Source organism: Lautropia dentalis, from assembly GCF_003892345.1.
Taxonomy (GTDB): domain Bacteria; phylum Pseudomonadota; class Gammaproteobacteria; order Burkholderiales; family Burkholderiaceae_E; genus Lautropia; species Lautropia dentalis.
The window spans coordinates 425,361-448,481 of the sequence record NZ_RRUE01000001.1; the positions used below are offsets into that span (position 1 = coordinate 425,361).

General features: G+C 63.9%; 15 protein-coding genes and 2 pseudogenes. 9 read left to right on the top strand and 8 right to left on the bottom strand.

Going from position 1 to position 23,121, the window contains the following annotated elements; genetic code table 11:
• Positions 1 to 86: 86 nt before the first annotated feature.
• From EHV23_RS01630 to EHV23_RS01640, 3 genes are all read right to left on the bottom strand, one after another.
• Complete coding sequence (locus tag EHV23_RS01630; RefSeq protein WP_158615783.1) at positions 87 to 1,589, bottom strand: TolC family protein; 1,503 nt, start codon at positions 1,587 to 1,589, stop codon at positions 87 to 89.
• A gap of 359 nt (positions 1,590 to 1,948) precedes the next feature.
• Positions 1,949 to 2,725, bottom strand: a complete 777-nt coding sequence (locus EHV23_RS01635; protein WP_125094423.1) for an SDR family oxidoreductase — start codon at positions 2,723 to 2,725, stop codon at positions 1,949 to 1,951.
• 54 nt (positions 2,726 to 2,779) lie between these two features.
• Positions 2,780 to 4,483, bottom strand: a complete 1,704-nt coding sequence (locus tag EHV23_RS01640; protein ID WP_238990232.1) for an FAD-binding oxidoreductase — start codon at positions 4,481 to 4,483, stop codon at positions 2,780 to 2,782.
• Positions 4,484 to 4,935: 452 nt separating this feature from the next.
• On the opposite strand from EHV23_RS01640, the gene EHV23_RS01645 reads away from it, so the two are divergent.
• The 5 genes from EHV23_RS01645 (at position 4,936) to EHV23_RS01665 (ending at position 15,085) form a co-directional block, all read left to right on the top strand.
• Positions 4,936 to 5,766 (top strand): ABC transporter permease, encoded by an 831-nt coding sequence (locus tag EHV23_RS01645; RefSeq protein WP_125094424.1) that lies wholly within the window; start codon positions 4,936 to 4,938, stop codon positions 5,764 to 5,766.
• Positions 5,756 to 7,717, top strand: a complete 1,962-nt coding sequence (locus EHV23_RS16465) for a Wzt carbohydrate-binding domain-containing protein (protein WP_125094425.1) — start codon at positions 5,756 to 5,758, stop codon at positions 7,715 to 7,717. Before EHV23_RS01645 ends, EHV23_RS16465 begins: the two co-directional genes overlap by 11 nt.
• Positions 7,714 to 9,831, top strand: coding sequence for a class I SAM-dependent methyltransferase (locus tag EHV23_RS01655; RefSeq protein ID WP_125094426.1), 2,118 nt, complete (start codon positions 7,714 to 7,716; stop codon positions 9,829 to 9,831). Before EHV23_RS16465 ends, EHV23_RS01655 begins: the two co-directional genes overlap by 4 nt.
• Before the next feature lie 105 nt (positions 9,832 to 9,936).
• Entirely contained in the window at positions 9,937 to 13,068 is a 3,132-nt protein-coding gene (locus EHV23_RS01660; protein WP_158615784.1) for a glycosyltransferase, read from the top strand.
• Positions 13,069 to 13,144: 76 nt separating this feature from the next.
• Positions 13,145 to 15,085 (top strand): DUF2142 domain-containing protein, encoded by a 1,941-nt coding sequence (locus EHV23_RS01665; protein ID WP_125094428.1) that lies wholly within the window; start codon positions 13,145 to 13,147, stop codon positions 15,083 to 15,085.
• Positions 15,086 to 15,477: 392 nt separating this feature from the next.
• Here EHV23_RS01665 and EHV23_RS01670 read toward each other — a convergent pair.
• A pseudogene (locus EHV23_RS01670) lies at positions 15,478 to 15,714 on the bottom strand (IS3-like element ISAzo10 family transposase); the annotation flags it as partial.
• 131 nt (positions 15,715 to 15,845) lie between these two features.
• Between EHV23_RS01670 and EHV23_RS01675 the strand changes: the two are divergent.
• A complete protein-coding gene (locus tag EHV23_RS01675) occupies positions 15,846 to 17,198 on the top strand; it encodes an IS5 family transposase (protein ID WP_125094430.1) in 1,353 nt (450 codons plus the stop codon).
• Between the two features lie 96 nt (positions 17,199 to 17,294).
• On the opposite strand, the pseudogene EHV23_RS01680 reads toward EHV23_RS01675, so the two are convergent.
• A pseudogene (locus EHV23_RS01680) lies at positions 17,295 to 17,639 on the bottom strand (transposase); the annotation flags it as partial.
• Between the two features lie 85 nt (positions 17,640 to 17,724).
• Between EHV23_RS01680 and tnpA the strand changes: the two are divergent.
• From tnpA to tnpC, 3 genes are all read left to right on the top strand, one after another.
• The gene (tnpA, locus tag EHV23_RS01685; RefSeq protein ID WP_125094432.1) at positions 17,725 to 18,033 is read left to right on the top strand and encodes an IS66 family insertion sequence element accessory protein TnpA; all 309 of its coding nucleotides are present in this window, start codon (positions 17,725 to 17,727) and stop codon (positions 18,031 to 18,033) included.
• A complete protein-coding gene (gene tnpB, locus EHV23_RS01690; RefSeq protein WP_125094433.1) occupies positions 18,033 to 18,392 on the top strand; it encodes an IS66 family insertion sequence element accessory protein TnpB in 360 nt (119 codons plus the stop codon). The genes tnpA and tnpB overlap by 1 nt, the downstream gene beginning before the upstream one ends.
• Before the next feature lie 107 nt (positions 18,393 to 18,499).
• Complete coding sequence (gene tnpC, locus EHV23_RS01695; RefSeq protein WP_158615786.1) at positions 18,500 to 20,335, top strand: IS66 family transposase; 1,836 nt, start codon at positions 18,500 to 18,502, stop codon at positions 20,333 to 20,335.
• 46 nt (positions 20,336 to 20,381) lie between these two features.
• Here the strand turns inward: tnpC and EHV23_RS01700 are convergent, their stop codons facing one another.
• From EHV23_RS01700 to EHV23_RS01710, 3 genes are read right to left on the bottom strand one after another with little or no spacing between them, the layout of a single operon-like run.
• Entirely contained in the window at positions 20,382 to 21,377 is a 996-nt protein-coding gene (locus EHV23_RS01700; protein ID WP_125094435.1) for a lysylphosphatidylglycerol synthase transmembrane domain-containing protein, read from the bottom strand.
• A gap of 52 nt (positions 21,378 to 21,429) precedes the next feature.
• Positions 21,430 to 21,831 carry a GtrA family protein gene (locus EHV23_RS01705; protein WP_125094436.1) on the bottom strand — a complete coding sequence of 134 codons (402 nt, stop codon included), beginning with the start codon at positions 21,829 to 21,831 and terminating at the stop codon, positions 21,430 to 21,432.
• Entirely contained in the window at positions 21,828 to 23,120 is a 1,293-nt protein-coding gene (locus EHV23_RS01710) for an NAD(P)/FAD-dependent oxidoreductase (RefSeq protein ID WP_125094437.1), read from the bottom strand. The genes EHV23_RS01705 and EHV23_RS01710 overlap by 4 nt, the downstream gene beginning before the upstream one ends.
• Position 23,121 lies beyond the last annotated feature (1 nt).

Sequence of the window (23,121 nt, forward strand, 5' to 3'; positions counted from 1 at the left end):
CAGGCGTCGCAGGACCGGTCAGGCAGGCCCGTGTCGTGCCGGGCCTTCAGGGCGTGTCATGGACGGAATGGGTCCATGACACACGCTCAGTTCAGATCGGGCAGCGCCGGAATGCCATTGCGCTGCTGCCGTTCGGCCATCTCCTGCTCGCTCGTCACCGGCGGCAGCGGGGCAATGCCCAGCCGGGGCAGCAGCTGGCCGGTGGCACCCAGCAGCCGGTAACGGGCCTGGGTCAGCTCCGCCTGCTCGGTGGCAGCCCCCAGCCGTGCGGCATAGATTTCGTTTTCGGCGTTGAGCAGGTCGATGATGCTGCGCTTGCCGATCTGGAACTGCTCCCAGTAGGCCTCGCGCACCTTGCGTGTGCTCTCCACCAGTTCCTCGCGGGTGCTCACGCGCCCCACGCGTGACTGGATCTGCGTCCAGTGGCGTGCCACCTCGGTCTGCAGCGTGCGGCGGGTGTTCGACACCGCCTCTTCGGCCGTCAGCACCTGCGCATTGGCAGCCGCTGCCGTGGCCGCGCCCACACCGCCATCGAACGGGCTCCAGTCCGTCACCAGTCCCAGGTCATAGCCGCCGAACCACTCGCGCTTGCCATCGAAATTGCGCGGACTGGTCACGCGCGCCCGCAGGTTCACCGTGGGCTTGACCCAGGCATCGGCCACCGCAGCCGCCTTGCGGGCCGCATTGACCTCGGCACGTCGTGCCAGAATGGCCGGATGGCTGTTGAGCAGGTCCATGGCTTCCTGCAGCGAACGCACCGGTTCGCCCGGTGGCGTGGCGGCCGTCACCCCCTTCACGGGCTGGCCCACCAGCTGCGTCAGCGCCTCGCGGGCCTCGGCCAGCTGTCCCTCGCGGTCGGCCAGCGTGAGCTGTGCCTGCGACAGGCGGGAATTGGTCTGCAGCAGATCGTAGCCGCGGCCCTTGTCGATGCGCACGATTTCGCGCACCCGGGCCTGCAGCGCCTCGATGCCGGCCACATAATCGCGGGCCAGCACCGCCAGATCCTGCTGCTTCACCACTTCTATATAGGCATCGGCCACGCGCAGCGCAATGTCGTCGCGCGAGGCTTCGGTACTGTAGTTGGCGCTGGAGAGCCGTGCCTTCTGGCGGTCGGTCTCGTTGTCGGTACGGCCACCGTCGTACAGCGGCTTGATGGCCTGTGCCCCCAGATCACCACTGCGCTTGTCACGGCCCACGCCCCGCTGGTAAGCCACCGAAGGTTCGGCAATCACGCCGAAGCGGAAATTCATGCCATTGGCCGCGCCCGTCACCTCGTGACGGATGGCTTCGGCATTGCGGCGCGCACCCAGCACGGCCGGATGCAGCTTCAGCGCAATGTCCACCGCCTCCGGCAGCGTCTCGGCCCGGGCGGTGTCCTGCCAGCCGCCAGCCAGTCCGCCCGCCGCCAGCTGCAGGGCCAGCAGGGCGGGCAGCAGGCGCCGGCGGCGCGGCGTGTCGTGGCTGCCGGGCGACGGCAGCCCGTTCGAAGCGGCCGCAGCGCCGGCACGGCCGTGCCCGTGCACGGACGGCGCGTCAGTCGGATGCAGGGAGAGAACGCGGGACGTCCGGGGTGAATGTCTGTTCGTCATGGTCGAGGTTGGCTGGCTGGTTCTTGTGAAGGGGTTTTCGCGGGGGGCGAAAGCGTCCATGACACACAGGGGTCCATGGCACGCGCTGAGCCTCATTCAACGTCCGCGCACGACGGCCGCCGACAGGGGGCATTGTCCTCCCCCGCATCATCCCGGCGGCATGAATGGGCTACGGGGTCGTTTTAACGGCATGGGCGGGCCTATGGTGGTTGCAAAACAACAACTGCCGTGTGTGCGTGCAACGGCAGTGGCGTGCGCGGGAGCAGGGGGCGGCCGCCCGCCTCCCCAATCTGTGCATGGCGCCCTGTCCACGCGCAGATCCGGGGCGGATGCGGGGACGAACCCGCCCACGACACGCGCTAGCCGCGCCCCACCAGCGGCATTTTGGTGGCCATCAGCGTCATGAACTGCACATTGGCCGACAGCGGCAGCCGGGCCATGTCCAGTACCGCCTGCGCCACCAGATGCACATCGATGGTCGGTTCCGTGGCCACGCGCCCGTCGGCCTGCAGAATGCCCTCGGCCATCGGCCGGGTCATGTCGGTGGCCGCGTTGCCGATGTCGATCTGGCTGCACGCGATGTCGAAATCGCGTCCGTCCAGCGAGGCCGCCTTCGTCAGGCCGGTCATGGCGTGCTTGGTGGCCGTGTAGGGCATCGACATTGGCCGCGGTGCGTAGGCCGACACCGAACCATTGTTGATGATGCGCCCGCCACGCGGGTTCTGCGCCTTCATCACCCGGAAGGCGTTCTGGATGCAGTAGAACGGTCCGCTCAGGTTGGTGTCCACCACGGCACGCCACTGCGTGGGCGACAGTGATTCCAGCGGCACCGCCGGTGCACTGATGCCCGCATTGTTGAACAGCACGTCCACGCGCCCAAAATGCGCCACCGTGCGGTCGAACAGGCGCGTCACCGCATCCGGGTCGGTCACATCGGTGGGAATGATCAGCGCGCGGCCCGGCTGTGCGGACTGGTCGGCCGTTTCCTGCAGGGTGATCTGCCGGCGCCCGGCCAGCACCACCCCGTAGCCGGCGGCCAGAAAGGCCAGCGCCACGGCACGGCCAATGCCACTGCCGGCCCCCGTGATCACGGCAATGGGCAGGGCAGGGGCGGGATTGGGAGGAGGATAAAGCATGGTGGCAGCGTCCGTCGTTCTGAATATCGGGTCACCGCGCATTATAGGAGGGCGTTATTTCATGACTTTGCAGTATGTGGGCAGCAGCTTGCCCGGATTCATCCGGTCGTCCGGGTCCAGTGCCGCCTTGATGGCCCGCATCATCTGCAGTTCCAGCGGCTGCTTGTAGCGCGCCAGCTCGGCCAGTCGCAGCACGCCAATCCCATGCTCGGCCGAAATGGCGCCCTCGTGGGCTGCCACCACATCGTGCACGATGTGATTCACCCGCGCCTCGTCCGCCGCAAACGCTTCGTCATACTGCCGTGCAAACTGCGCACGTGGCGATACATTGAAATGCAGGTTGCCATCGCCCAGATGCCCGAACACCGTCAGCCGCACCGCTGGATACGCTGCCCGCAGCTGCGCCTCTGCTGCCACCATGAATTCGGCAATCCGCCCGATGGGCACCGAAATGTCGTGCTTGATGTTGCGCCCCTCGCGGCTCTGTGCGGCCGAGATGTTCTCGCGCAGCGCCCACAGCGCCGCAAACTGCGCCAGCGAGCCCGACAGCACGGCATCGCGCACCGTACCGGCCTCCATGGCCGCCGCCAGCACCGTCTCCAGCCCCTCGCGCGCCGCCGCCTCGCTGTGCAGGCTGCTGGCCTCCAGCAGCACGAACCAGGGACGTGTCACCGGCTGGCGGCCTGCACGGGCCCTGTCGTGTCCGGTGTCTGCGTCATGCCTCGCGCCTGCGTCCTGTCTGGCGTCTGTATCCTGCCCAGCGCCTGGGTCCTGCCCGGCTGGTGTGGCGCCCGCGGCAGCGCCGAAAGGTACTGGCAGCTCCGGAAAATGCCTGTGTACCAGCCCCAGGGCGTCGGCCGACATCAGCTCGAAGGCCGTCAGTTCGGCCGCCAGCCGGCTCTGGGCCTGCACCAGCAGCGCCAGCGCCTGTTCGGGTGCATCCACCTGTGCCAGTGCCACCACCCGGCCCGCCGGCTGCGGAAACAGCTTCAGCACCGCTGCCGTGATGATCCCCAGCGTCCCCTCGGCCCCGATGAACAGGTCGCGCAGGTCGTAGCCGGTATTGTTCTTGCGCAGGCGGTTCAGTCCGTGCCAGACCTCGCCGCTGGCCGTCACCACCTCCAGCCCCAGACACAGCTCGCGCATGTTGCCGTAGCGCAGCACCTGCACCCCGCCTGCATTGGTGGCCAGGTTGCCGCCCACCGTGCAGCTGCCTTCCGAGGCCAGTGACAGCGGAAACAGTCGCCCGTGCGCCGCCGCGGCCGCCTGTGCCGCTGCCAGCGTGCAGCCGGCCTCCACCACCATCGTGCTGCCCGCCAGGTCCACACTGCGCACCCGCTGCAGGTGTTTCAGCGACAGCACGATGACGGGCCGGTCCCGGTCCGGCTGCGGGCCTGCCCCGGTGTCCGTGGCTGATGGTTCCGCCGATGCGGTCGGTGCCGTCGGGTTCGGTGAGGCCGGCGCGGACACGCCGTTGTGCCCTGCAATCGCGCCCCCGACGATACCCGCAGGTACCGAAGCCCCGGTCAGCCCCGTATTGCCCCCCTGCGGCACGATGGCCACCCCGTGCGCCGCACACCAGCGCACCACTGCGGCCACATCGTCCGTGCTGTCGGGCAGGGCCACCGCCAGCGCCGGGCCTCCCCAGCGCTGCCGGTAGTCGCGCACGAAGGAGGTCATCTCGTCCGGTCTCTCCAGCAGCCGGCCCCGGAAAGCGCCGCGCAGGGAGGGCAGCAGGGATGCAGCGTCGAAAAACACATCACCTCCGGTGTAACAAAAATCCGGCGCGAAGCCCGGCAACCCGTGTAGGCTGCAGCACGCAGCACACAGCACACAGCACGCAGCACGCAGCACGGCATCCTGCTGCCATGCAGGGTTTCCGTGTGCCGCTGCCAGGTACGGGTGGCCGTGTGTGGCTGCCATGTCCGGTGCCATGCGTGGCAGTGCCGGCGGGCCATGGCGCAGCAGGGCAGCTCATTTGCCTCCTCTGTGTACGCCACCGTGCCGGTTTTGTAACGCATACGGACGCGCTTGTAAGGCTTTGGCACAGCTGCGCCCATCCATGGGGCCATGCAGGCGTGGCCGACGGATCATCGCCGTATCATTTGCATGATAATCCACCTCCGCTGCCGGTCCGTTCCGGAGCGTGCCCCTGGCGGCACACCCGGCCCGGTGCCCCGGCAGCCCTTTCCGATCTGGTTCGCACAACGTTGAATCCACACGCCGCCACACCCACCTCACCGGGCTTCATGGTGTCCACCCTGCTGCGGCACCGCACCCTCATCCTGCAGATGGCCCGGCGGGAAATCGTTGCCCGCTACCGCGGTTCCGTCATGGGGGTGTTCTGGTCGCTGCTCAACCCGCTGCTCATGCTGGTCGTCTACACCTTCGTCTTCTCGGTGGTGTTCAAGGCGCGCTGGCAGACGGGGGCCCAGCAGAGCCACACCGACTTCGCCATCATCCTGTTCGTGGGTGTCATCGTGCACACCCTGTTCTCGGAGGTGGCCGGTCGCGCACCGTCACTCATCATTTCCAACCCCAGCTACGTCAAGCGCGTGGTGTTCCCGCTCGAAATCCTGCCCGCCGTCAGCCTGCTGTCGGCGCTCTTCCAGGCCGGTGTGAGCATAGCCGTGCTGCTGGTGGCCCTGCTGCTCATGGAAGGGCACATCCCGCTCACCGCCCCGCTCATCGTGGTGGTCTGGATTCCGCTGGTGCTGTTCTCGCTGGGCACCAGCTGGTGGCTGGCTGCGCTGGGTGTGTATGTGCGTGACGTGTCACAGGCCATCGGCGTGGTGCTCACCGTCATGCTGTTCATCTCGCCGGCCTTCTTTTCGCTGGAAGCCATCCCCGAAACCCTGCGTCCGTGGGTCAAGCTCAACCCGCTCACCATCCCCATGACGCAGTCACGCGACGTGCTCATCTGGGGCAACCTGCCCAGCTGGACGGAGTGGGGCCTGTTCACCGCCGGCATGGCGCTGTTCGCATGGCTGGGTTTCGTGTGGTTCCAGAGCATCCGCAGGGGGTTTGCCGATGTCCTCTGAACGCACCCCCAACCCTGCCGTGGCCGGCAGCGCACCGGCGGCTGGTGTCAGTATCTCCGCCGCGACCGGTTCCGCCGTGGCAGGCGCCTCCGCCACTGCCAGCATGGTCCCGGCCGGTGGCACCCAGGCCAGCGGAGTCCCGGCCAGCGCTTCCGGTCCGGCCTTTCCCGACCAGCCCCCGGCCGTCCCGCGGGATCCGGGGCTGGACGACGACGTGGCCATCCGCGTTTCGGGCCTCTCCAAGTGCTTCCAGCTCTACGACAGCCCGGGCCATCTGCTCAAGCAGCTGCTGGTGGGGCGCATGGCCCGGCTGGTGGGCCGCACGCCGCCACAGTATTTCCGCGAGTTCTGGGCGCTGAAGGGGCTGGACTTCACCGTGCGCCGTGGCGAAACCGTGGGCATCGTCGGCCGCAATGGTGCCGGCAAGAGCACCCTGCTGCAGATCCTCTGCGGCACGCTCACCCCCACCGACGGCCATGTGGAAATCCGCGGTCGTGTGGCCGCGCTGCTGGAGCTGGGGGCGGGCTTCAACCCGGAGTTTTCCGGGCGCGAGAACGTCTACCTCAATGGCGCCATCCTGGGCGTGAGCCGTGAGGAAATCGCCCGCCGCTTTGCCGACATCGAGGCCTTTGCCGACATCGGCGAGTTCATCGACCGGCCGGTGAAGTCGTATTCGTCCGGCATGTACGTGCGGCTGGCCTTTGCCGTGTCGGCCTGTATCGACCCCGACGTGCTGATCGTCGACGAAGCGCTGGCCGTGGGCGACGCCAAGTTCCAGGCGAAGTGCTTTCGCCGTTTCGAAGAGCTGGTCTCGCGCGGCACCACCATCCTGCTCGTCACCCATTCCACCGAACAGATCACCCGCCACTGCGACCGCGCCATCCTGCTCGAAGGCGGCGTGGTGCACCAGGAAGGCCCACCCAGGGACGTGGCCAATACCTATCTGGACCTGCTCTTCGGCGTGCAGCGCCGTGACAAACCGGGCAAGGGCGGCAAGGGCAGCACGACGGCCGGCAAGGGGGCCACAGCGGCCGGCAAGAGTTCCGGCACGGCCAGCAACGGTTCCGGAACGGCCAGCAAGGGCGCCATCGCAGCGGGTACGGCCGTGGAGGGAAAATCCGTTGACGCCGACGGCCAGGATGGTGCTGCAGGCCAGGACGATGCCGTGGCCGATGAGGCCAGCAACGGTGATAATGCTGCATTACGACGCCCGGACATCGAGGGTGACGACGACATTTCCGGCCGGATAGCCCGGGCCGCGGCCCGGCAGCCCATCCGGGCGTCGGAGCTGGAAAGCGCGGCACCGGACGCACCGGGGGCGCAAGAGCAGGGCGGCGATGGCGCCCAGACGGGTGCCGGCATCCTGTCATCGCACGGCGAAATGCAGGATGACGACGCCCATAATTCAAAAAACACCCGCCAGGACAGCCCCCTGTCGCTGATTCCGCTCGCTTCTCCCTCGCGCTTCGAAGACCGCCCCGGCTACAACACCGACGAGTACCGCTGGGGCAGCCGCGAGGTGGAAATCACCGACGTGATGGTCACCACCAACGGGCACGACCACACCGTGCGCCTCAACACCGGCGAGCAGGTTCTGGTGGTCGTGTGGGTACGTTTCCGGGTGGACGTGAACGCGCCCATCTACGGCCTCACCATCAAGACGCCGGACGGCATCACCGTCTACGGCAGCAACTCGCGCGACTTCCCCGACGGCCCGGTCATGCAGCCGGCCAGGGCAGGGCAGACCGTGCGGGTGGTGTTCTCGCTGGACCTGCGCATCGGCGCCGGTGATTTTCTGCTGTCGCTGGGCGTGGCCCACGAGATCGGCGGGGGCGAGGTCGAACCGCTCGACCGCCGCTACGACAGCATGCTGCTGCACGTGAGCCGCCAGTCCCGCTGCTACGGGCTGGCCGATTTCGACATGCGGGTGGACATTCAGGCAGACTCATGAGCTACCAGAAAGACACGCGGTACAACCTGTACTTCCGCCCCGAGGCGGAAGCCTTTGGTTACTCCGAGGGCGCCGAGGCCGAGCAGCGCCTGCTCGACATCGTCGAAAGCCTGCACGACCGCAGCACCTTCTCGCCCGAGTATCTCGACAACATCGTCGACTGGTCCACCCGCTACCACTTCAGCCGCGCTCGGCACTGTCTGCTGCGCCCGCTGGACATCGGCCCCGGCGACCGCGTGCTGGAGCTGGGCTGCGGCACCGGTGCCATCACCCGCTATCTGGGCGAAACGGGGGCCGAGGTGACGGCCGTGGAAGGCAGCCTGGCCCGTGCCCGCGTGGCGGCGGCCCGCTGCGCCGATCTGCCCAACGTCACCGTCATTGCCGACGACCTGCAGGGTGCCGAGGTGGAAGGCCCCTACGACTGGGTCACCTTCATCGGCGTGCTCGAATACGCCGCGGCCTATTCGGAGGCCGAAGACCCCTACCAGTCCTACCTGCAGGCCGCCATGCGCCACCTCGAGCCTGGCGGCAAACTGGTGGTGGCCATCGAGAACCAGCTGGGGCTCAAGTATTTCAATGCCTGTGGTGAAGACCACCTCGGCAAGCCCTTCATGGGTATCCAGGATCTCTACCAGCGTACCGGCGGCCCGCGCACCTTCGGCCGCCAGGCCCTGTCCCGCGTGCTGGCCCGGGCCGGCCTGCCGCAGCAGCAGTGGCTGTACCCGTACCCCGACTACAAGGTGCCCAGCATCGTGCTGAGCGATGCTGCGCTTGCGCACCCCGACTTTCAGGCGCACGACCTGCTGCTGCGCAGCGACAGCGAAGACTACAGCGACAACCGCCAGCGCATCTTCGACGAGGCCCTGGTCAACCGCGTGCTGGCGCAGAACGGCCTGCTGGGCGACTTCAGCAACTCCTTCCTCGTCGTGGCCCAGCGGCCGGAACAGCAGGCATGGCAGCCTGCAGCCATGGCCTGGACCTTTGCGGCCGTGCACCGGCACCGCGGCATGGCCACCGAAACCCGCTTCGTCCCGCAGTCGGGCGGCAGCATCCGCGTCACCAAACGGCGCATTCTGCCGCACGAACCCAGCACGCTGCCGCTGGCCGATGGCCACACCATCAGCCTGAACACGCAGGACTCCGACTACTTCCCCGGCCAGCAGATGGCCTGGGCGGCGCTGGCCGCCCATGTGCGCGATGGCAACGTGCCCGCACTGGTCGAGGCCCTGCGCCCGTGGTGCGAAACCCTGCTGTTTGCCGCCCAGGTCGGTGCCTCACCACTGCTGCCGGTGGAGGACGAAGCCGCCGCCCTGGCCGCCGCCGGCATGCCCTGTGCGGCCCCGGGGCAGGGCGCCACGGCAGGGGCCGGTGAGACAGCCGGAGAACCCGGCGTCGACCAGGCAGCCACCCCGCCCGGCACATCCGGTACACAGGCTGCCGGTACACCGGCCGCTGGCGGCGCGCCGGGCAGCCAGCTCGGCTCCCGCGGCCGACCGCTGCGCCTGCTGTCGCTGCCCGGTGGCATGATGGACCTGGTGCCGTTCAACATCCTGACCAGCGAGAGCACGGGCCGTCACCAGGTCATCGACCAGGAATGGGAAGTCTCGTGTCCGGTCCCGGCAGGCTGGGTGCTCACCCGGGGCGTGATGCACGCCCTGCAGACCGGGCTGGTGCCGCACGATGAACTGGGCTCCATTGCCCGCGTGGTCATCGCCCTGGCCGATGCCTGTGGCTACCATGCCACACCCGACGACGTGGAACGCTGGCTGGCGCTGGAAGAACAGTTTCTGCGCGCCGTATCGGTCAAGGCCGTCAGCCACGGCCTATATACTGGCACCCGCCGCCCGGTGCCCATGGTGTTTCCGACCCTGGCCAGCCAGGCCCACGCCCTGCACGAACAGCAGCAGCACACCCACCGGGCCGAAGAAAAGGCCGAGGGCCTGCGCCAGCAGCTGGCGGCCCGCGAACAGGAAAACGTGGCCAGCCTGAAGCAGATCGACGAGGGCCGCCAGCGCGAAAAGGCGCTGGAAGCCCAGATCCAGACCCTGCTGGGCTCGCGCAGCTGGCGCTGGTCCGGCTGGCTGCGCACGCTCCGCCGCCGCAGCCGCATCTGAGCGACCACCGGCCTGTTCTCCGGTCACGGCCCGGCTTTGCCGGGCCGAACCGTTTTTTCCGCTTTTCATCTCTCTTACCGCAGCATGCCCTGTCCAAAGGACACCATGGAATCGCTTCTTTCCCAAGTGCTCGCCTTTCGCCCGGCCCGCCTGGCGCCGCCCTTTGAACAGCAGGGTCACATCCCCTTCGTGGTGTGGCTGGTACGGCAGCTCAAACCCGGCCAGTTCGTGCAGCTGGGCACCCAGTCGGGCAACCTGTACTTTGCCGTCTGCCAGACCGTGGCCGAGCACCAGCTGTCCACCCGCTGCTGTGCCGTGGGAACCTGGCAGGCCGAAGACCTGGCCCTGAAGCAGCTGAAAACTGCTTCCCGCGCTGCAGACGGCAGCACGACGGAGAGCGCCGCAACCGGCACCACGGGCAGCGCAGCAACCGGCACGACGGACAGTGCCACACATGGCGCGATGGACAGCGCCGCAACCGGTACGACGGCCAGCGTCGCCGAAAGCGGTTCGATGGCGGGCAGGGCGACAGGCGGCAAAGCCACGCAGCCGCCCGCCATTCCCGGTGCCACCGAATACAACCGCCAGCACTACGTCCGGTTTTCTGCACTGCTGCGCATGGGCAGCGCCCAGGCCCTGCCACGCTTCGAGCCCGGCAGCATCGACCTGCTGCTGATCGATGGCCGCTACTCGCCCGACACCGTGCGCAACGAGTTCGAAAGCTGGCGTGACCGCCTCTCCGACCGCGCCGTCGTGCTGCTGCTGGGCACGGCCGAAGCCGGCACGGGCGCCGCCGAACTCTGGCCGCAGCTGCAGGCCAGTCACCCGCACGTGCGCTTTGATTACGACCAGGGCATGGGCGTGGTGGCCCTGGGCAGCCAGGTGCCCGATGACATCCTGCAGGCCCTGGCCCGGGTCGGCACCCCCGAGGGGCAGAATCAGCTGCAGAACATGGCCGACATCCAGACGGTCATCCCGCGTACCGCCTGCCTGCAGCTGCAGGTGAATGGCCTGCAGGCCGAACTGGAGGAGAGCCGCGGCCAGCTGGCCCGCCTGCAGGAAGAACGTCGGCAGGAACAGGCCGAACATGCACAGCTGCAGCAGCAGTTTGCCGGCCTGCAGAAAATCGAGGCCGACAGGCTGCAGCAGCGCCTGGACGAGGCCCGCGTGGCACTGGAAGAGGCCCGCGCCGCCCGTGCTGCTGCCGAAAGCCACGCCGTCGAGCTGCACCACCTGGCCACCGCCATGCAGCAGTCGCTGTGCTGGCGCCTCACGGCCCCCATCCGCTGGGTGGGCACCCCCATCAACCGCACCCGCCAGAAGGCCGCGCTGCTGCGCCGCTCCATTGCCCTGCGTGGCGGCGTGGCCAAAACGGCCAGCCAGGCCGTGACCATCCTGAAAAACGAAGGCATGCAGGGCCTGCAGGCCCGCATCGGCAACGCCGAACGCCTGCTGAACGTGCCGGCCGCTGCCGCCCAGGCTGCCCTGCTGCAGCCGGGGGAGGACCCCTACCACGGCTGGCTGCGCCTGTATGACCCCACCGATGCCGACACCATGGCGGCGCTGAAGGCAAAAATCGACGCCATGGACCTGACCACCACCTTCTCGGTGGTGATGCCCGTCTACAACCCGCCCCTGAACTACCTGAAGCAGGCCATCGAATCCGTCCAGGCACAGGTGTACCCGCACTGGGAAATCTGCATTGCCGACGACGCTTCGCCCAACCCCGAGGTGCGCACGCTGCTCACCGAACTGGCCGAAAAGGACAGCCGCATCAAACTGATCTTCCGCGAGAAGAACGGCCATATCTCGGCGGCCACCAACTCGGCCATGGAAATTGCCACCGGCGACTACATCGCGCTGATGGACAACGACGACCTGCTGCCGCCGCATGCGCTGGCGTACATGGCGCTGGCCGTGCACGAGCACCCCAACGCCGGCCTCATCTATTCCGACGAAGACAAGGTCACCGAAGACAACGTCCGCCAGGCGCCATACTTCAAGTGCCAGTTCAACTACGAACTCTTCCTGTCGCAGAACATGATCAGCCACTTCGGCGTGTACCGCCGCAGCGTGCTGGAAGAGATCGGCGGTTTCCGTGTGGGCTACGAAGGCGCCCAGGACTGGGACCTCGCCCTGCGCGTCATTGAGAAGGTGGGGGTGGAGAACATCGTGCACGTGCCGCGCGTGCTCTACCACTGGCGCATCTTCCCCGGCAGCACCGCCCTGGCGTTGGAAGAAAAGGACTACGCCCTGCAGGCCCAGCTCAAGTCCATCTCCTCGCACCTCGAGCGCATGGGCAAGCCCGACTCCGAAGTGTTTCCCGCACCGCGTGTTCCGGGTCTGCTGCGCATCCGCCACAGGCTGCCCAGCCCCGCGCCCCTGGTGAGCATCATCATCCCCACGCGGGACCGGGTGGAACTGGTGTCGATGTGCATCGACTCCATCCTGGAAAAGACCAGCTACCAGCCCTACCAGATCGTCGTGGTGGACAACGGCAGCACCGAAGAGCGCGCCGTGGCCTACCTGAAGGGCCTGGAAGCACACGACAACGTCAGAATCGTGCGGGCCGACATGCCGTTCAACTATTCGGCGCTCAACAACCTGGGCGTGGCGCAGGCCGACGGCGAGTATCTGGTGCTGATGAACAACGACATCGAAATCACCCAGAACGACTGGATCGAGGAAATGCTGGGCTTTGCCAGCCAGCCGGACATCGGCTGCGTGGGGACGCAGCTGTGGTACCCCAACAACACGCTGCAGCATGGTGGCGTGGTGCTGGGCATCGGCGGCGTGGCCTCGCACGCCCACAAGGGCATTCCGCGCGGCAACTTCGGCTACTTTGGCCGGGCCTCGGCGCACCAGATGTTCAGCGCAGTGACAGCTGCCTGCCTGATGGTTCGCAAACGTGTGTACGAGGCCGTGGGCGGCTTCGACGAGACGCTGAAGGTGGCCTACAACGATGTGGACTTCTGCCTGAAAGTTCGTGCCAAAGGATTACGGAACCTTTACAATCCGTTCGCTTCCTTTGTACACCACGAATCTGCCAGCCGCGGCAGCGACCTGGATGGCGAGAACCAGCAGCGCCTGCTGGCCGAGGCGGCCATCATGAAGGGACGCTGGGGGGCGCTGATTGCCGATGACCCGGCTTACAGTCCGAACCTGACGCTGGCTGGGGATGACTTCTCGATGGCTTGGCCGTCGCGGGTTTCCGGGGTGATCAGCCAGACGACGTAGATGTAGTCTGTAATACTCTCTTTTTATCTGTTTCTATGTTGTAGAATCTTTACATTGACCATTTTGCACTGACTGAATGTCAGAAGAAATGGATTTCGGTTCTACCATGGGTGTGCACACTGTTGTGCATTTGCCGCAGATTTTAAGAGAGCTTGTCGTAATGACTGATCGACTTTCTGGTTTTCGAGCTAAAGTCGTCGCCGCCGCAGATGCGTTCTGCGGCATGAAGTGGTTATGGCTGCTCGCAGCGCTGCTCGCGCTGGTGTGGTCGTTGATCATCCCCCCCTTCAAATCGGTGGACGAGCAGGATCACGTGCGCAGAGCCTATCTGCTTCTGCGTGGACAGATTATGCTTGAGACGAATTCCTGCACGGATGGTCAACCACGTTGCCGGAATGGGCGGACTATGTCGGGGGGATATATAGATCAGGGGCTTGAAAATTACCTTGCATTTCGTGAGAGGCAGAATGCAGAAGGAGCAAAAATAACCCTGTCGGCAGAGCAGGAGGCGCGCAAGATCATGTGGGCGGGTCATGATGTTTTTGCGACGACGCCAGGTACTGCCTATTATTTCCCACTGGTGTATGTACCACAAACAATTGGCCTTGGGATTGGCAAGGCACTTAACATACCCGTTCATTTCAGCTATTATTTGGCGCGTATCGTCACTTTGATATCCACTGCTCTGGTATTGGCGCTTGCGTTTCGGATATATTCGCCGTCTTTTACTAATCTGGCGATCCTGTTGTTGCCGATGAGTATGTTTCAGGTCGTGTCAAATAGTCTTGATCCATTTTCATCGGCACTTTCGGTTCTGGCTATCGCCTGCTTTCAGCGAGTCATGAAGTCCGGGCAGGACACACCGCGCTCTGTGATGATACTGATGGCCTCCTCCCTGTTCGTCGTGGCAACGACACGGGCGCATCTGATCAGTATGCTCTTGCTACCGTTTGTGGGCGCTTGGGCATCTCGCAAGAAGTGGGTATGGGTTGTTGCATCGGTGACCGTATTTGCTGTACTGGTATGGATGGCTGTTGCTCTGCCCTCCGCTGTTGATTTTCGCATACAGCGGGCTATGACTACGGGGCAGGTGGCCAGCGCCTATCTGCATGACCCGGCCGAGCTTATAGCGGTGCTGAACCGAACCCTTTCCGACTATGTTACAAGAGTCGGTTATTGGATGTCGTTCATTGGTGCATTCATGGGTGTTCCAGTACCCTTTGTTGTCTATGATGTCCTGTCGGTACTTCTGGGCGGAATCGTGCTGCTGTCGCTGGCTGGTCCGATGGAAATCAGGCAAGCGCTTCTGGCAAGGGGGGCGCTCCTGCTGTGTGGCATGAGCAGTATCTTTCTAGTCTTTCTTGCCTTGCTGGTTTCGTGGAATGACTATCCGGCACAGATCATCAACGGTGTGCAGGGTCGCTACTTCCTCATCCCAGTCATGATGGTTTTGCTTGCAGTTTCCCGCTGGAGTTTTCCTGCCGGATGGCGCCGTGCCCTTCTTGTTCTGTTGCTGTGGATTCTGTTCGCCTTTGGTTTTGCCACAATAACACATCGACTTCTGGCTTCGTACTACATGCCATGGACTGCCCAGAACAAGTTGGTGCTCGGTAAAACGCGTGCAAGCCAACCGCTTCATCCAGACAGTGCCATTCCTGTTCGCTTCGAAAAGACTGCTGAAGCGCTTGCTCCGTCGGTAAACCGGATCGGGGTATTGCTGGCTACCTATCAGCGCAAACTGACGGGGCAAGCGAACATTGCCTTCCTGTCCAAAGATGGCGCAATCGTTACCCGGGATTTCAGTCTCGATGATGTGCGAGATAACGAATACATGTATTTCGATCTGCCTGCCTCCAACTGGGTCGCCGCTGAAATTGTTTTGCATGCAGGCGAGAGTGGCCTCAGTGTATGGGAGTACGAACCGGCCGCCAATCCTTCATCATGGCAGAGCTGTGTCTCTCTCATGACCGAGAAGCGTAGTCGTATGGTGACGAGCGGATGTGTTGGCAGTCAGTAGCAGGGATTTCTCTCCAAAAATCGGAGAGAAAACAAGAGAATCGTAAACCATATAGTTCACAATAGTTGTATGATCGATGGTAACCAGCAACCCGAGGGCGAAACGGGACAAAGAATGTGGCCGGATACGGAAAGACATTCAAGGAAAGAGCAGTGGCCAGACTGACGCCACCGGAGAACGCTGTTGTGGATGTGGTGACGCGAGATCTCCACATTTCGGTAACTACACCGGGGCGCTGGCGATGCCCGAGAGGGGACGGTTAAAGTCAACCTAGTTGTGATGTGATATATCAATCCCCCGCACGTATCCCCAATCGCAAGCCGTGTTTTTGCTGCCGTTTGGGCCTGCATTGATATGAATCTCGGTGAAAGTCAAGGCAGTTGTCCGATGGATCATGCAGCCACCTGTCCGTTATCGCGCGGATTGATGGCTGCCTGAGCCACGCTGTCACGCTCCGGGTTGAGCGTGACCCTCGTGATGGGTTGCCAGTTGCGGGTATTGCCCGACCAGCGTGATGGTGTCTGGCTGCGCGCCATCTCGTACAGACGGTGCCGGGCCTGCAGAATGTCCACGTCCTGTCCGCAATGTCGCTGGCTCGGCGTCACGTAGCCAATCCGGCTGTGCCGGTGTGTAATGAGTCCGTCCTGAACAACCCGCTTCGCCCCTGATTCCCAGTGCCTGAGCCCGGGAACCACCCTGCAGAAATTGCAGGATTTGCGATCATAGGGGCTCGTTTTCTTGCAATTTCTCCGGGGTTCTCATGGGTCCAAAGCCATCACAACCACAGACTGGCGAGCTGTTCGGGTATCCGCTGCGCGATCACCTGAACCTGAAGCATCCGCTGATCCTGCTGGGTGACCGGATCCAGTGGGAGCGCATCGATGCACTGGTGGCGGACCAGTTCAAGTCCCGTACAGGGCGGCCCGCCACGTCCCCACGTCTGATTGCGGGGCTGCTGTATCTGCAGCACGCCTTCGATCTGTCCGACGAGGAAGTGGTGGCAACCTGGGTAGAGAACCCGTACTGGCAGGTCTTTACCGGGGAGATCTATCTGCAGACCAGGCCGCCGATTGATCCGTCCAGCCTGACGCGCTGGCGCAAAAGGCTGGGCGAGGCTGGCGTGGAAGAGATGCTGTCTTTGACGCTGGTTCTGGCGCAGGAACTTGGCATGCTCAAGGAATCCAGCTTCAAGACGGTGATCGTGGACACGACGGTCATGCCGAAGGCGATTGCGCATCCAACGGATTCCCGGCTTCTGGAGCGTACCAGACAGCATCTGGTCAAGGCCGCCAGGGCGCGTGGCCTGAAGCTGCGGCAGAGCTACAGTCGTGTAGCCCCTCAGCTGGCGAGGCAGGTGGGCCGCCATGCGCATGCGAGACAGTTCAAGCGGATGCGAAATGTGCTCGGCAAGCTGCGCAAACGGGTCGGGCGTATCTGGCGGGATATCGACCGGCAACGAGAGCAGGTGACCGGTCCATTGCGTCAATGGCTTGATGACCTGATGGCACGGGCCGAACGGATTCTGACGCAGCAGCCGAAAGACAGGAACAAGCTGTACGCACTGCATGCGCAGGAGGTGGAGTGCATCAGCAAGGGCAAGGCCCGAAATCCCTACGAGTTCGGTGTCAAGGTCTCGATCACCACGACGCACAGGGAAGGTTTCGTTGTGGGCGCAAGATCGATGCCGGGCCGGCCGTACGACGGCCACACCCTGTACGAAGCACTGGAGCAAGCGTCGATTGTGGGAGATTGCCGTATCGACACTGCCGTTGTGGACAAGGGCTATCGCGGTGCTGACGTGCCGGGCGTGAGAATCCTGCGATCAGGACAGAGGCGAGGCGTGACGCGCGGGATCAGGGCGATGATCAGACGCCGCAGTGCCATCGAACCGACGATAGGCCACATGAAGACCGATGGCAAACTTGACCGAAACTGGCTCAAGGGGGCATTGGGAGATGCACTTCACGCAGTGCTGTGCGGTGCCGGACACAACATCCGGCTGCTGCTGCGTCGGCTGCAGCGCCGGCTGCGGCGTTTTTGTGCCTTTATTTTGCTGTCGATTCTGGCCTGTGTATGGCTGATGCTGCCGGATCGGTCAGAAATAACGTTGTAGACGGCAGAGCGGCACCAACCCGGTCCTGTCCAGTCTCTCGGTCGTTCCGTTCAGCAACAGGCTGACGTGCGGATTCTGGGTTGTTCAGGACTGACTCAGATGACCTATCAGCGGCTCGATTGCCTGTCGGCGCCGGACCCATTTGCGCTGGCGTTTCGTCATCGACTTGCTGCGTCCACGGTGCAGGATCTTCACGTCCGGGTTGTCCTGATCCACGCCCCGGTAGCCCAGGTCCACGATCACTTCACGGGGCCGCCGGCCCACATCCTGCAGCAGGATGCCGGTCTGCTCCAGCTGTGCGTTGAGCACGTGCCCGTCATACGGGTTGCCTGCGAAGGTGCGCGCTCCCACCACCAGCCCCTGACGGTGCGTGCAGACGATGCTGGTCTTGACGCCAAACTCGTAGCGCTGCTGCGCCTTGCCCTTGCTGATGCACTGTAAACGATCCATTATGAACATTCTGTTCACCTGACTTGCGTTCAGTCATAGTTGCCTCCTTTGCAACCCGATCAGGATGGAGGCATTCATGACAAACAAGGTGGACTGGGCCGCGCACCTGCAGGCCATCGAGACCGAGGGCATCAGCATCAAGGACTACGCCGCTCGCGAGGGGCTGTCCGCGGCATCGCTGTACTACCACCGTCGGCGGGTCTCGGAGGAAGGCAGGCGCCCGGAAGGAGCTTCACCCCTGGTTGCCGTCCAGCTGGCCGAGCGGCACGCCATCCAGCCCTGCACCGTGTGGCTTGCGCCGGGTGTGCGCATGGAGCTTGCCACGCTGCCTTCGCCGCAGTGGCTGGGGCAGCTGGTGGCCAGCATGAGCGCACAGGTGCACTGATGCATCCGGGCTGCCATATCGACAACGTCTACCTGTGCCGTGAGCCGGTGGACTTCAGAAAGTCCATCGGTGGGCTCTCGGCGCTGGTGGAGCAGCAGCTGCAGATGAGCCCGTTTGACGATGCGCTCTTTGTGTTCGTGAACCGCCAGCGCGACAAGATCAAGGCATTGTACTGGCACCGCAACGGCTTCTGCCTGTGGTACAAGCGACTGGAGAAGGAGCGCTTTGCATGGCCGGCACTGCAGGCGTCGCAGCAGACCTGCACGCTGAGCATGCGGGAGCTGGAGTGGTTGCTCGAAGGGTTCGACCTGTGGCGCAACCGGCCGCACCAGACGCTGCATTATCAGAACACGGTCTGACGGCCGGCTTTCCTGTTTTTAATCCGGTCACAAAACCCGTCATTGGCGGAGACATTTTCTGCATTTGATACGGGTTTATCAGCTGCCACCGGGCTATAATGGCGGGCATGCCACCTGCCCGCCGCCGTTCACCTGCTGCCGCCCCATCACCGGATATTTCTCCGGCCGACTACGGACCACATGGCTCACCCGAAGCCATGCGGCGGTTTGCGCAATACATGCAGCAAGGCATGGCAATGCAGCTCGATGCTGGCACCCGCGACCTGCTGCGCCAGGAATTGCGGCAGGATTTGCGCGATGAGATCGTGAAAGAGCTGCAGGTAGAACTCCGCGAACAAACGCGTGCAGAGCTGCGCGAAGAAATCAAGCAGGAAATCATCGAGGCTGAGATCAAGGCCCGTGTCGATGCCGGGCTCAAATCTCGTATCGAGGCCGAGTTCAAGGCCTGCGTCGAAGCCGAAGTCCTCAAGCGCCTGCGCGTCTATATCAAGGAAATGGAAATGGCGCGCCGGCGCCAGTTCGGCCGCAGTACTGAAACCTCGTCAGCCCAGTACCGGCTCTTCGATGAAGCTGATGCACTGGCAGAGAGCAGCAGTGATGCTGACGACCAGGCGGAGCTGCCCGAAGAGAACACCCGCACCACACCCCGCAAGCCGGCAAAACCCCGTGGCAAGCGCCAGCCGCTGCCGGCGGATCTGCCGCGTGTGGAGATCGTGTATGCAATGCCCGAGGACGAGCGCACCTGCCCCTGCGGTTGCACCATGGCGGAAATCGGTGAGAGTGTTCGTGAGGAGATCGACATCATCCCGATGCAGATCCGGGTGCTGCGTCATGTCTGCAAGCGCTATGCCTGCAGCCGGGGCGATTCGGCACCGCGCACCGCACCGACACCACTGCAGGTGCTGCCCAAAACCAATGCCAGCAATAACCTGCTGGCCATGCTGCTGACCACCAAGTACGTCGATTCCATGCCGCTGGCACGTTTCTCGAACGTGCTGGCCCGCTGTGGCGTCAATGCGCCCCGGCAGACGCTGGCCCGCTGGGTGATCGGTGCGGCACAGGCGCTGCAGCCCATCCACAACCTGCTGCGCGACCACCTGCTGGACAGTCCGGTGATCCACATGGATGAAACCACCGTGCAGGTGCTCAAACAGCCCAACAAGAAAACGGGATCACCCGGCTACATGTGGGTGCAAAAAGGCGGTCCGCCGGACAAGTCGGTGGTGATCTATGACTACGACCCGAGTCGTTCCGGCAAGGTACCGTTGCGCCTGCTCGCGGGCTGGCAAGGTTATCTGATGACCGATGGCTACGAGGGCTACAACGCCGTGGGCAGGACCGAGGGTGTCGAGCACCTGGTGTGCTGGGCACACGCACGGCGTGGTTTCGTCAAGGTCGTGCAGGCCAGCAAGGGCAAGCGGGGACGGGCCAATGAAGCCATGGACATGATCGGCCGGCTCTATGGGATCGAGCGCGAGTTCGCCGATGCCACGGACGAGGCACGCCTCGAGGCGCGGCAGAGCCGCAGCAAGGCGGTGCTGGCCGAACTGCGCGACTGGCTGGACAAAATGCTGCCGCTTGTACCGCCCAAAACCCCATTGGGTCAGGCACTGGGCTACCTGTACCGGTACTGGTCGCGCCTGGTGCGATACGTCGAGCGGGGAGATCTGCCGATAGACAACAATCGGGTGGAGAATGCGATTCGCCCGTTCGTTGTGGGCCGCAAGAACTGGCTGTTCAGTGACACACCGGCGGGTGCGCATGCCAGTGCAGTGGTGTACTCGCTGATCGAGACGGCAAAGGCCAACGGGCGGGAGCCGTATGCGTGGCTGCGTCATGTGCTGCAGCGGCTGCCGTATGCGAAGACGGCAGATGACTACGAGGCGCTGCTGCCGTGGAACCTGTCGGCGCTGGAGCTGGTGGAGGAAGCGATCCGGGCCTGATCAATGGTTTTGTGGATCGTTTACTAATGACCCAATAGAAATCTGCTCAGATTCTGCCCCGAGGGGAGAGGGATGTGATGGAGAAAGGTGCAGGGTGAGGAGTCTTCTCTCCTTTGCCGTATCGGACATTCAGGCACAGCATGGCCAGAAATCCCAGCAGAATCGAGAACCAGAGCGTAGCCAGTCGTGCTCCCACTGCTGCCAGTCCTGCCGTGGCGGGCTCGATACCTTGTGACATCAGCAGTGCTACGATGGTGGCTTCGGTAGATCCCATGCCGCCCGGAATCATCGAAGCCGCTCCAGCCAGCATGGCGATGGGGTAAATGGACTGGCTCACATGCCAGGGCAGAACGATGTCCAGCTGGTGCAGCAGCCAGACAAAGGCGCCTGCCGTGAACAGCCAGGCCATCAGCCCCGTACCCAGCGAAATGGCGGTATCCAGTGGTGTGGCCAGTCGTCGACTTTGGCACAACCCGTCGCGCAGCGTGCGAAGCAGCAGCACCAGTCGCCAGGCATGCAGCCGTCGAAGCGGCACGATGACCTGGTTGAACAACCGCGGGTTCCAGGTGCAGCCCAGCACCACAACCGCAAGTACCAGCACAAAGGCAGACACGCTCGCCATCAATACCGGGCTTTGCGTGGCATGAAAGGTCGCCAGCATCAACACGGCCAGCAAATCGAACAGCCGCTCGTATACAAACACGCCCAGTGTGGTCTGTGCCGGGACCCTTGCGGGCAGCAGGTACCGGATGCGTACCAATTCGCCCACCTTGCCCGGCGTGGCCGTGAAGGCAAAGCCACTCATGTAGGCCAGAAAACTGTAGCCCAGGGGAGGGTAGTGTCCCATGCGGTGCAGCAACCACTGCCAACGCGCAAAACGCACGACGAAGCTGCCCAGCGCAAGGCACGCCATCACTACCAGTGCTGGTCCGAGCTGCGTCAGCCGGGCAAATACCTGTTTCTGTGCATCCAGCCAGATCAGGGTGCCCAGATACAGTAGGGTGATCAGCGCAAAGCCAATCAGTGGTCCCCTGGTCTTCATGGGAATGAGGTTACGTGAAGGATGGATGCAGGCAGCCTTGGCCAGCACCCGGTTACTTGAACGACAGGTGCTTGTGCCCCAGGTAGCTGGAGAACACCGGAACTACCACCCCCACACCATGGGCGATCTCGTGCACGAAGTGCTCAACACCCAGCAGGGGCAGCAGCCAGTCGGCCAGCAGCAGACTGATGGCCCAGGTCTGCAGTACCGCCACCCCGTTGACCAGCACGAAGTACAGGGCCGACTGGTGCAGCGCACGCTGGCTGTTCCGGAACACGAACAGCCTGGCCAGCACGAAGGCAGTGACCATCCCCGTGATGTAGGCCAGCACGATGGCGGCCGAAAAACCCATCCACTGGTTGTACAGGATGCGGCTGCCGAAGTTGACGGCCGCGGCAATGCCTCCGGTCAGCAGAAAGACCAGAAACTGGCGGGACCGGAAGGCGCCGATCATTGCACGGCGTCCCTGGCCATCTGCCGGCCAAAGCCAATGCTTTCGGAAATGCCGCGGTCCTCGGGGTAGTAGTACGAAGTGTCGACTACCCACAGTCCTTCGACGGGCAGCTTCACCGGTGGCAGTTTCGACAGATACCCCGGATCGCAGATGGGTTGTGCATGGCGGTAGCGGCTGACGCGGATGTCGATGAAGTCATCGTCCTGCAGCGCAGGGTTGATCTTTTTCAGGTAGCGGCGCACCTTGTCCAGAAACACATTGTCGTCATCCTGGTACTTCGGGTGTTCGCCCGGCATGTAGAAGGGCACGTACACCACATGATGGCCCAGCGGCCGCAAATTGGTGTACTCCACAATGCCCGGGATGTCCATGTCCGGGTCGTTGGTGTTGAGCCAGAAATTGTCGGTCAGCGGCCTTCTCAGCTTGGCAATCACGCACACCACGGCAATGTTCTTCAGCGCCCGGTACCTTGCCAGAATGTCGGCGGGCAGATCGGGCATGATCTGCGGCACATAGGGCAGCGGGATAGTGCTGATCACACGGTCGAAGGCTTCGGTGCCGGAAGGTGTCTGCACCCCTGTGACCTTGCCATGGTCCATGGTGACCCGTGTGACCGGTGTGGATAGCCGGAACTTGCCGCCGCGCGCCTCGATGGCCTGCTTCATGCCGTTGAGCAGCGTGGCGGACCCGCCATCCAGATAGCCAAGCTTTTCACGGAACAGATCGTAGCGCGAGCGGCCAATGCGCCGGATGCGGCTCCATATCCACGCAGCCGACAGGTTGGGCGTGTAGTCGTAGAACTTCAGCTCGAAGAGCTTTTTCCACAGCACTTCCCAGGCCTCGTCGCCCACCCAGCGCCTGATCCAGCCGGTAGCCTCCACGTTGTCCAGTGGCTTCCAGTCATTGCGACGGGTGGACAGAAAGGCGTGCAGGCCGTAGCGGATCTTTGCCGGCAGGCTCAGCCCACGGAACTTCAGCAGCGCCACCGGATTGCCCCAGGGTTGCAACCGGTTCTGGAACCAGTAGCCCATCTTCGTTTCGGTCCAGTGCATTTTGCTGCTCAGGCCCAGCTCGTCCAGTACCTGCAGGAAGGCATGGTCCGAAATGCAATGGAAGTGGTAGTAGCGTTCGATGTCCAGGCCACCGAAGTCGAAGGTGGCCGTCATGCCCCCCACGCGGTCGTCTGCCTCGAATACCACGGGGTGATGCCCATCCTGCGTCAGCTGGTAGGCCACGGCCAGCCCCATTGGGCCGGCGCCCAGTACGGCAATGCGTTGGGGTGTGGCCATG

Bases quoted from the DNA above. Each gene is read 5' to 3' on its own strand.
- EHV23_RS01630 (WP_158615783.1), bottom strand. From the start codon at position 1,589: ATGACGAACAGACATTCACCCCGGACGTCCCGCGTTCTCTCCCTGCAT.
- EHV23_RS01635 (WP_125094423.1), bottom strand. From the start codon at position 2,725: ATGCTTTATCCTCCTCCCAATCCCGCCCCTGCCCTGCCCATTGCCGTG.
- EHV23_RS16465 (WP_125094425.1), top strand. From the start codon at position 5,756: ATGTCCTCTGAACGCACCCCCAACCCTGCCGTGGCCGGCAGCGCACCG.
- EHV23_RS01655 (WP_125094426.1), top strand. From the start codon at position 7,714: ATGAGCTACCAGAAAGACACGCGGTACAACCTGTACTTCCGCCCCGAG.
- EHV23_RS01660 (WP_158615784.1), top strand. From the start codon at position 9,937: ATGGAATCGCTTCTTTCCCAAGTGCTCGCCTTTCGCCCGGCCCGCCTG.
- EHV23_RS01665 (WP_125094428.1), top strand. From the start codon at position 13,145: ATGTCAGAAGAAATGGATTTCGGTTCTACCATGGGTGTGCACACTGTT.
- EHV23_RS01675 (WP_125094430.1), top strand. From the start codon at position 15,846: ATGGGTCCAAAGCCATCACAACCACAGACTGGCGAGCTGTTCGGGTAT.
- tnpA (WP_125094432.1), top strand. From the start codon at position 17,725: ATGACAAACAAGGTGGACTGGGCCGCGCACCTGCAGGCCATCGAGACC.
- tnpB (WP_125094433.1), top strand. From the start codon at position 18,033: ATGCATCCGGGCTGCCATATCGACAACGTCTACCTGTGCCGTGAGCCG.
- tnpC (WP_158615786.1), top strand. From the start codon at position 18,500: ATGCCACCTGCCCGCCGCCGTTCACCTGCTGCCGCCCCATCACCGGAT.
- EHV23_RS01700 (WP_125094435.1), bottom strand. From the start codon at position 21,377: ATGAAGACCAGGGGACCACTGATTGGCTTTGCGCTGATCACCCTACTG.
- EHV23_RS01705 (WP_125094436.1), bottom strand. From the start codon at position 21,831: ATGATCGGCGCCTTCCGGTCCCGCCAGTTTCTGGTCTTTCTGCTGACC.
- EHV23_RS01710 (WP_125094437.1), bottom strand. From the start codon at position 23,120: ATGGCCACACCCCAACGCATTGCCGTACTGGGCGCCGGCCCAATGGGG.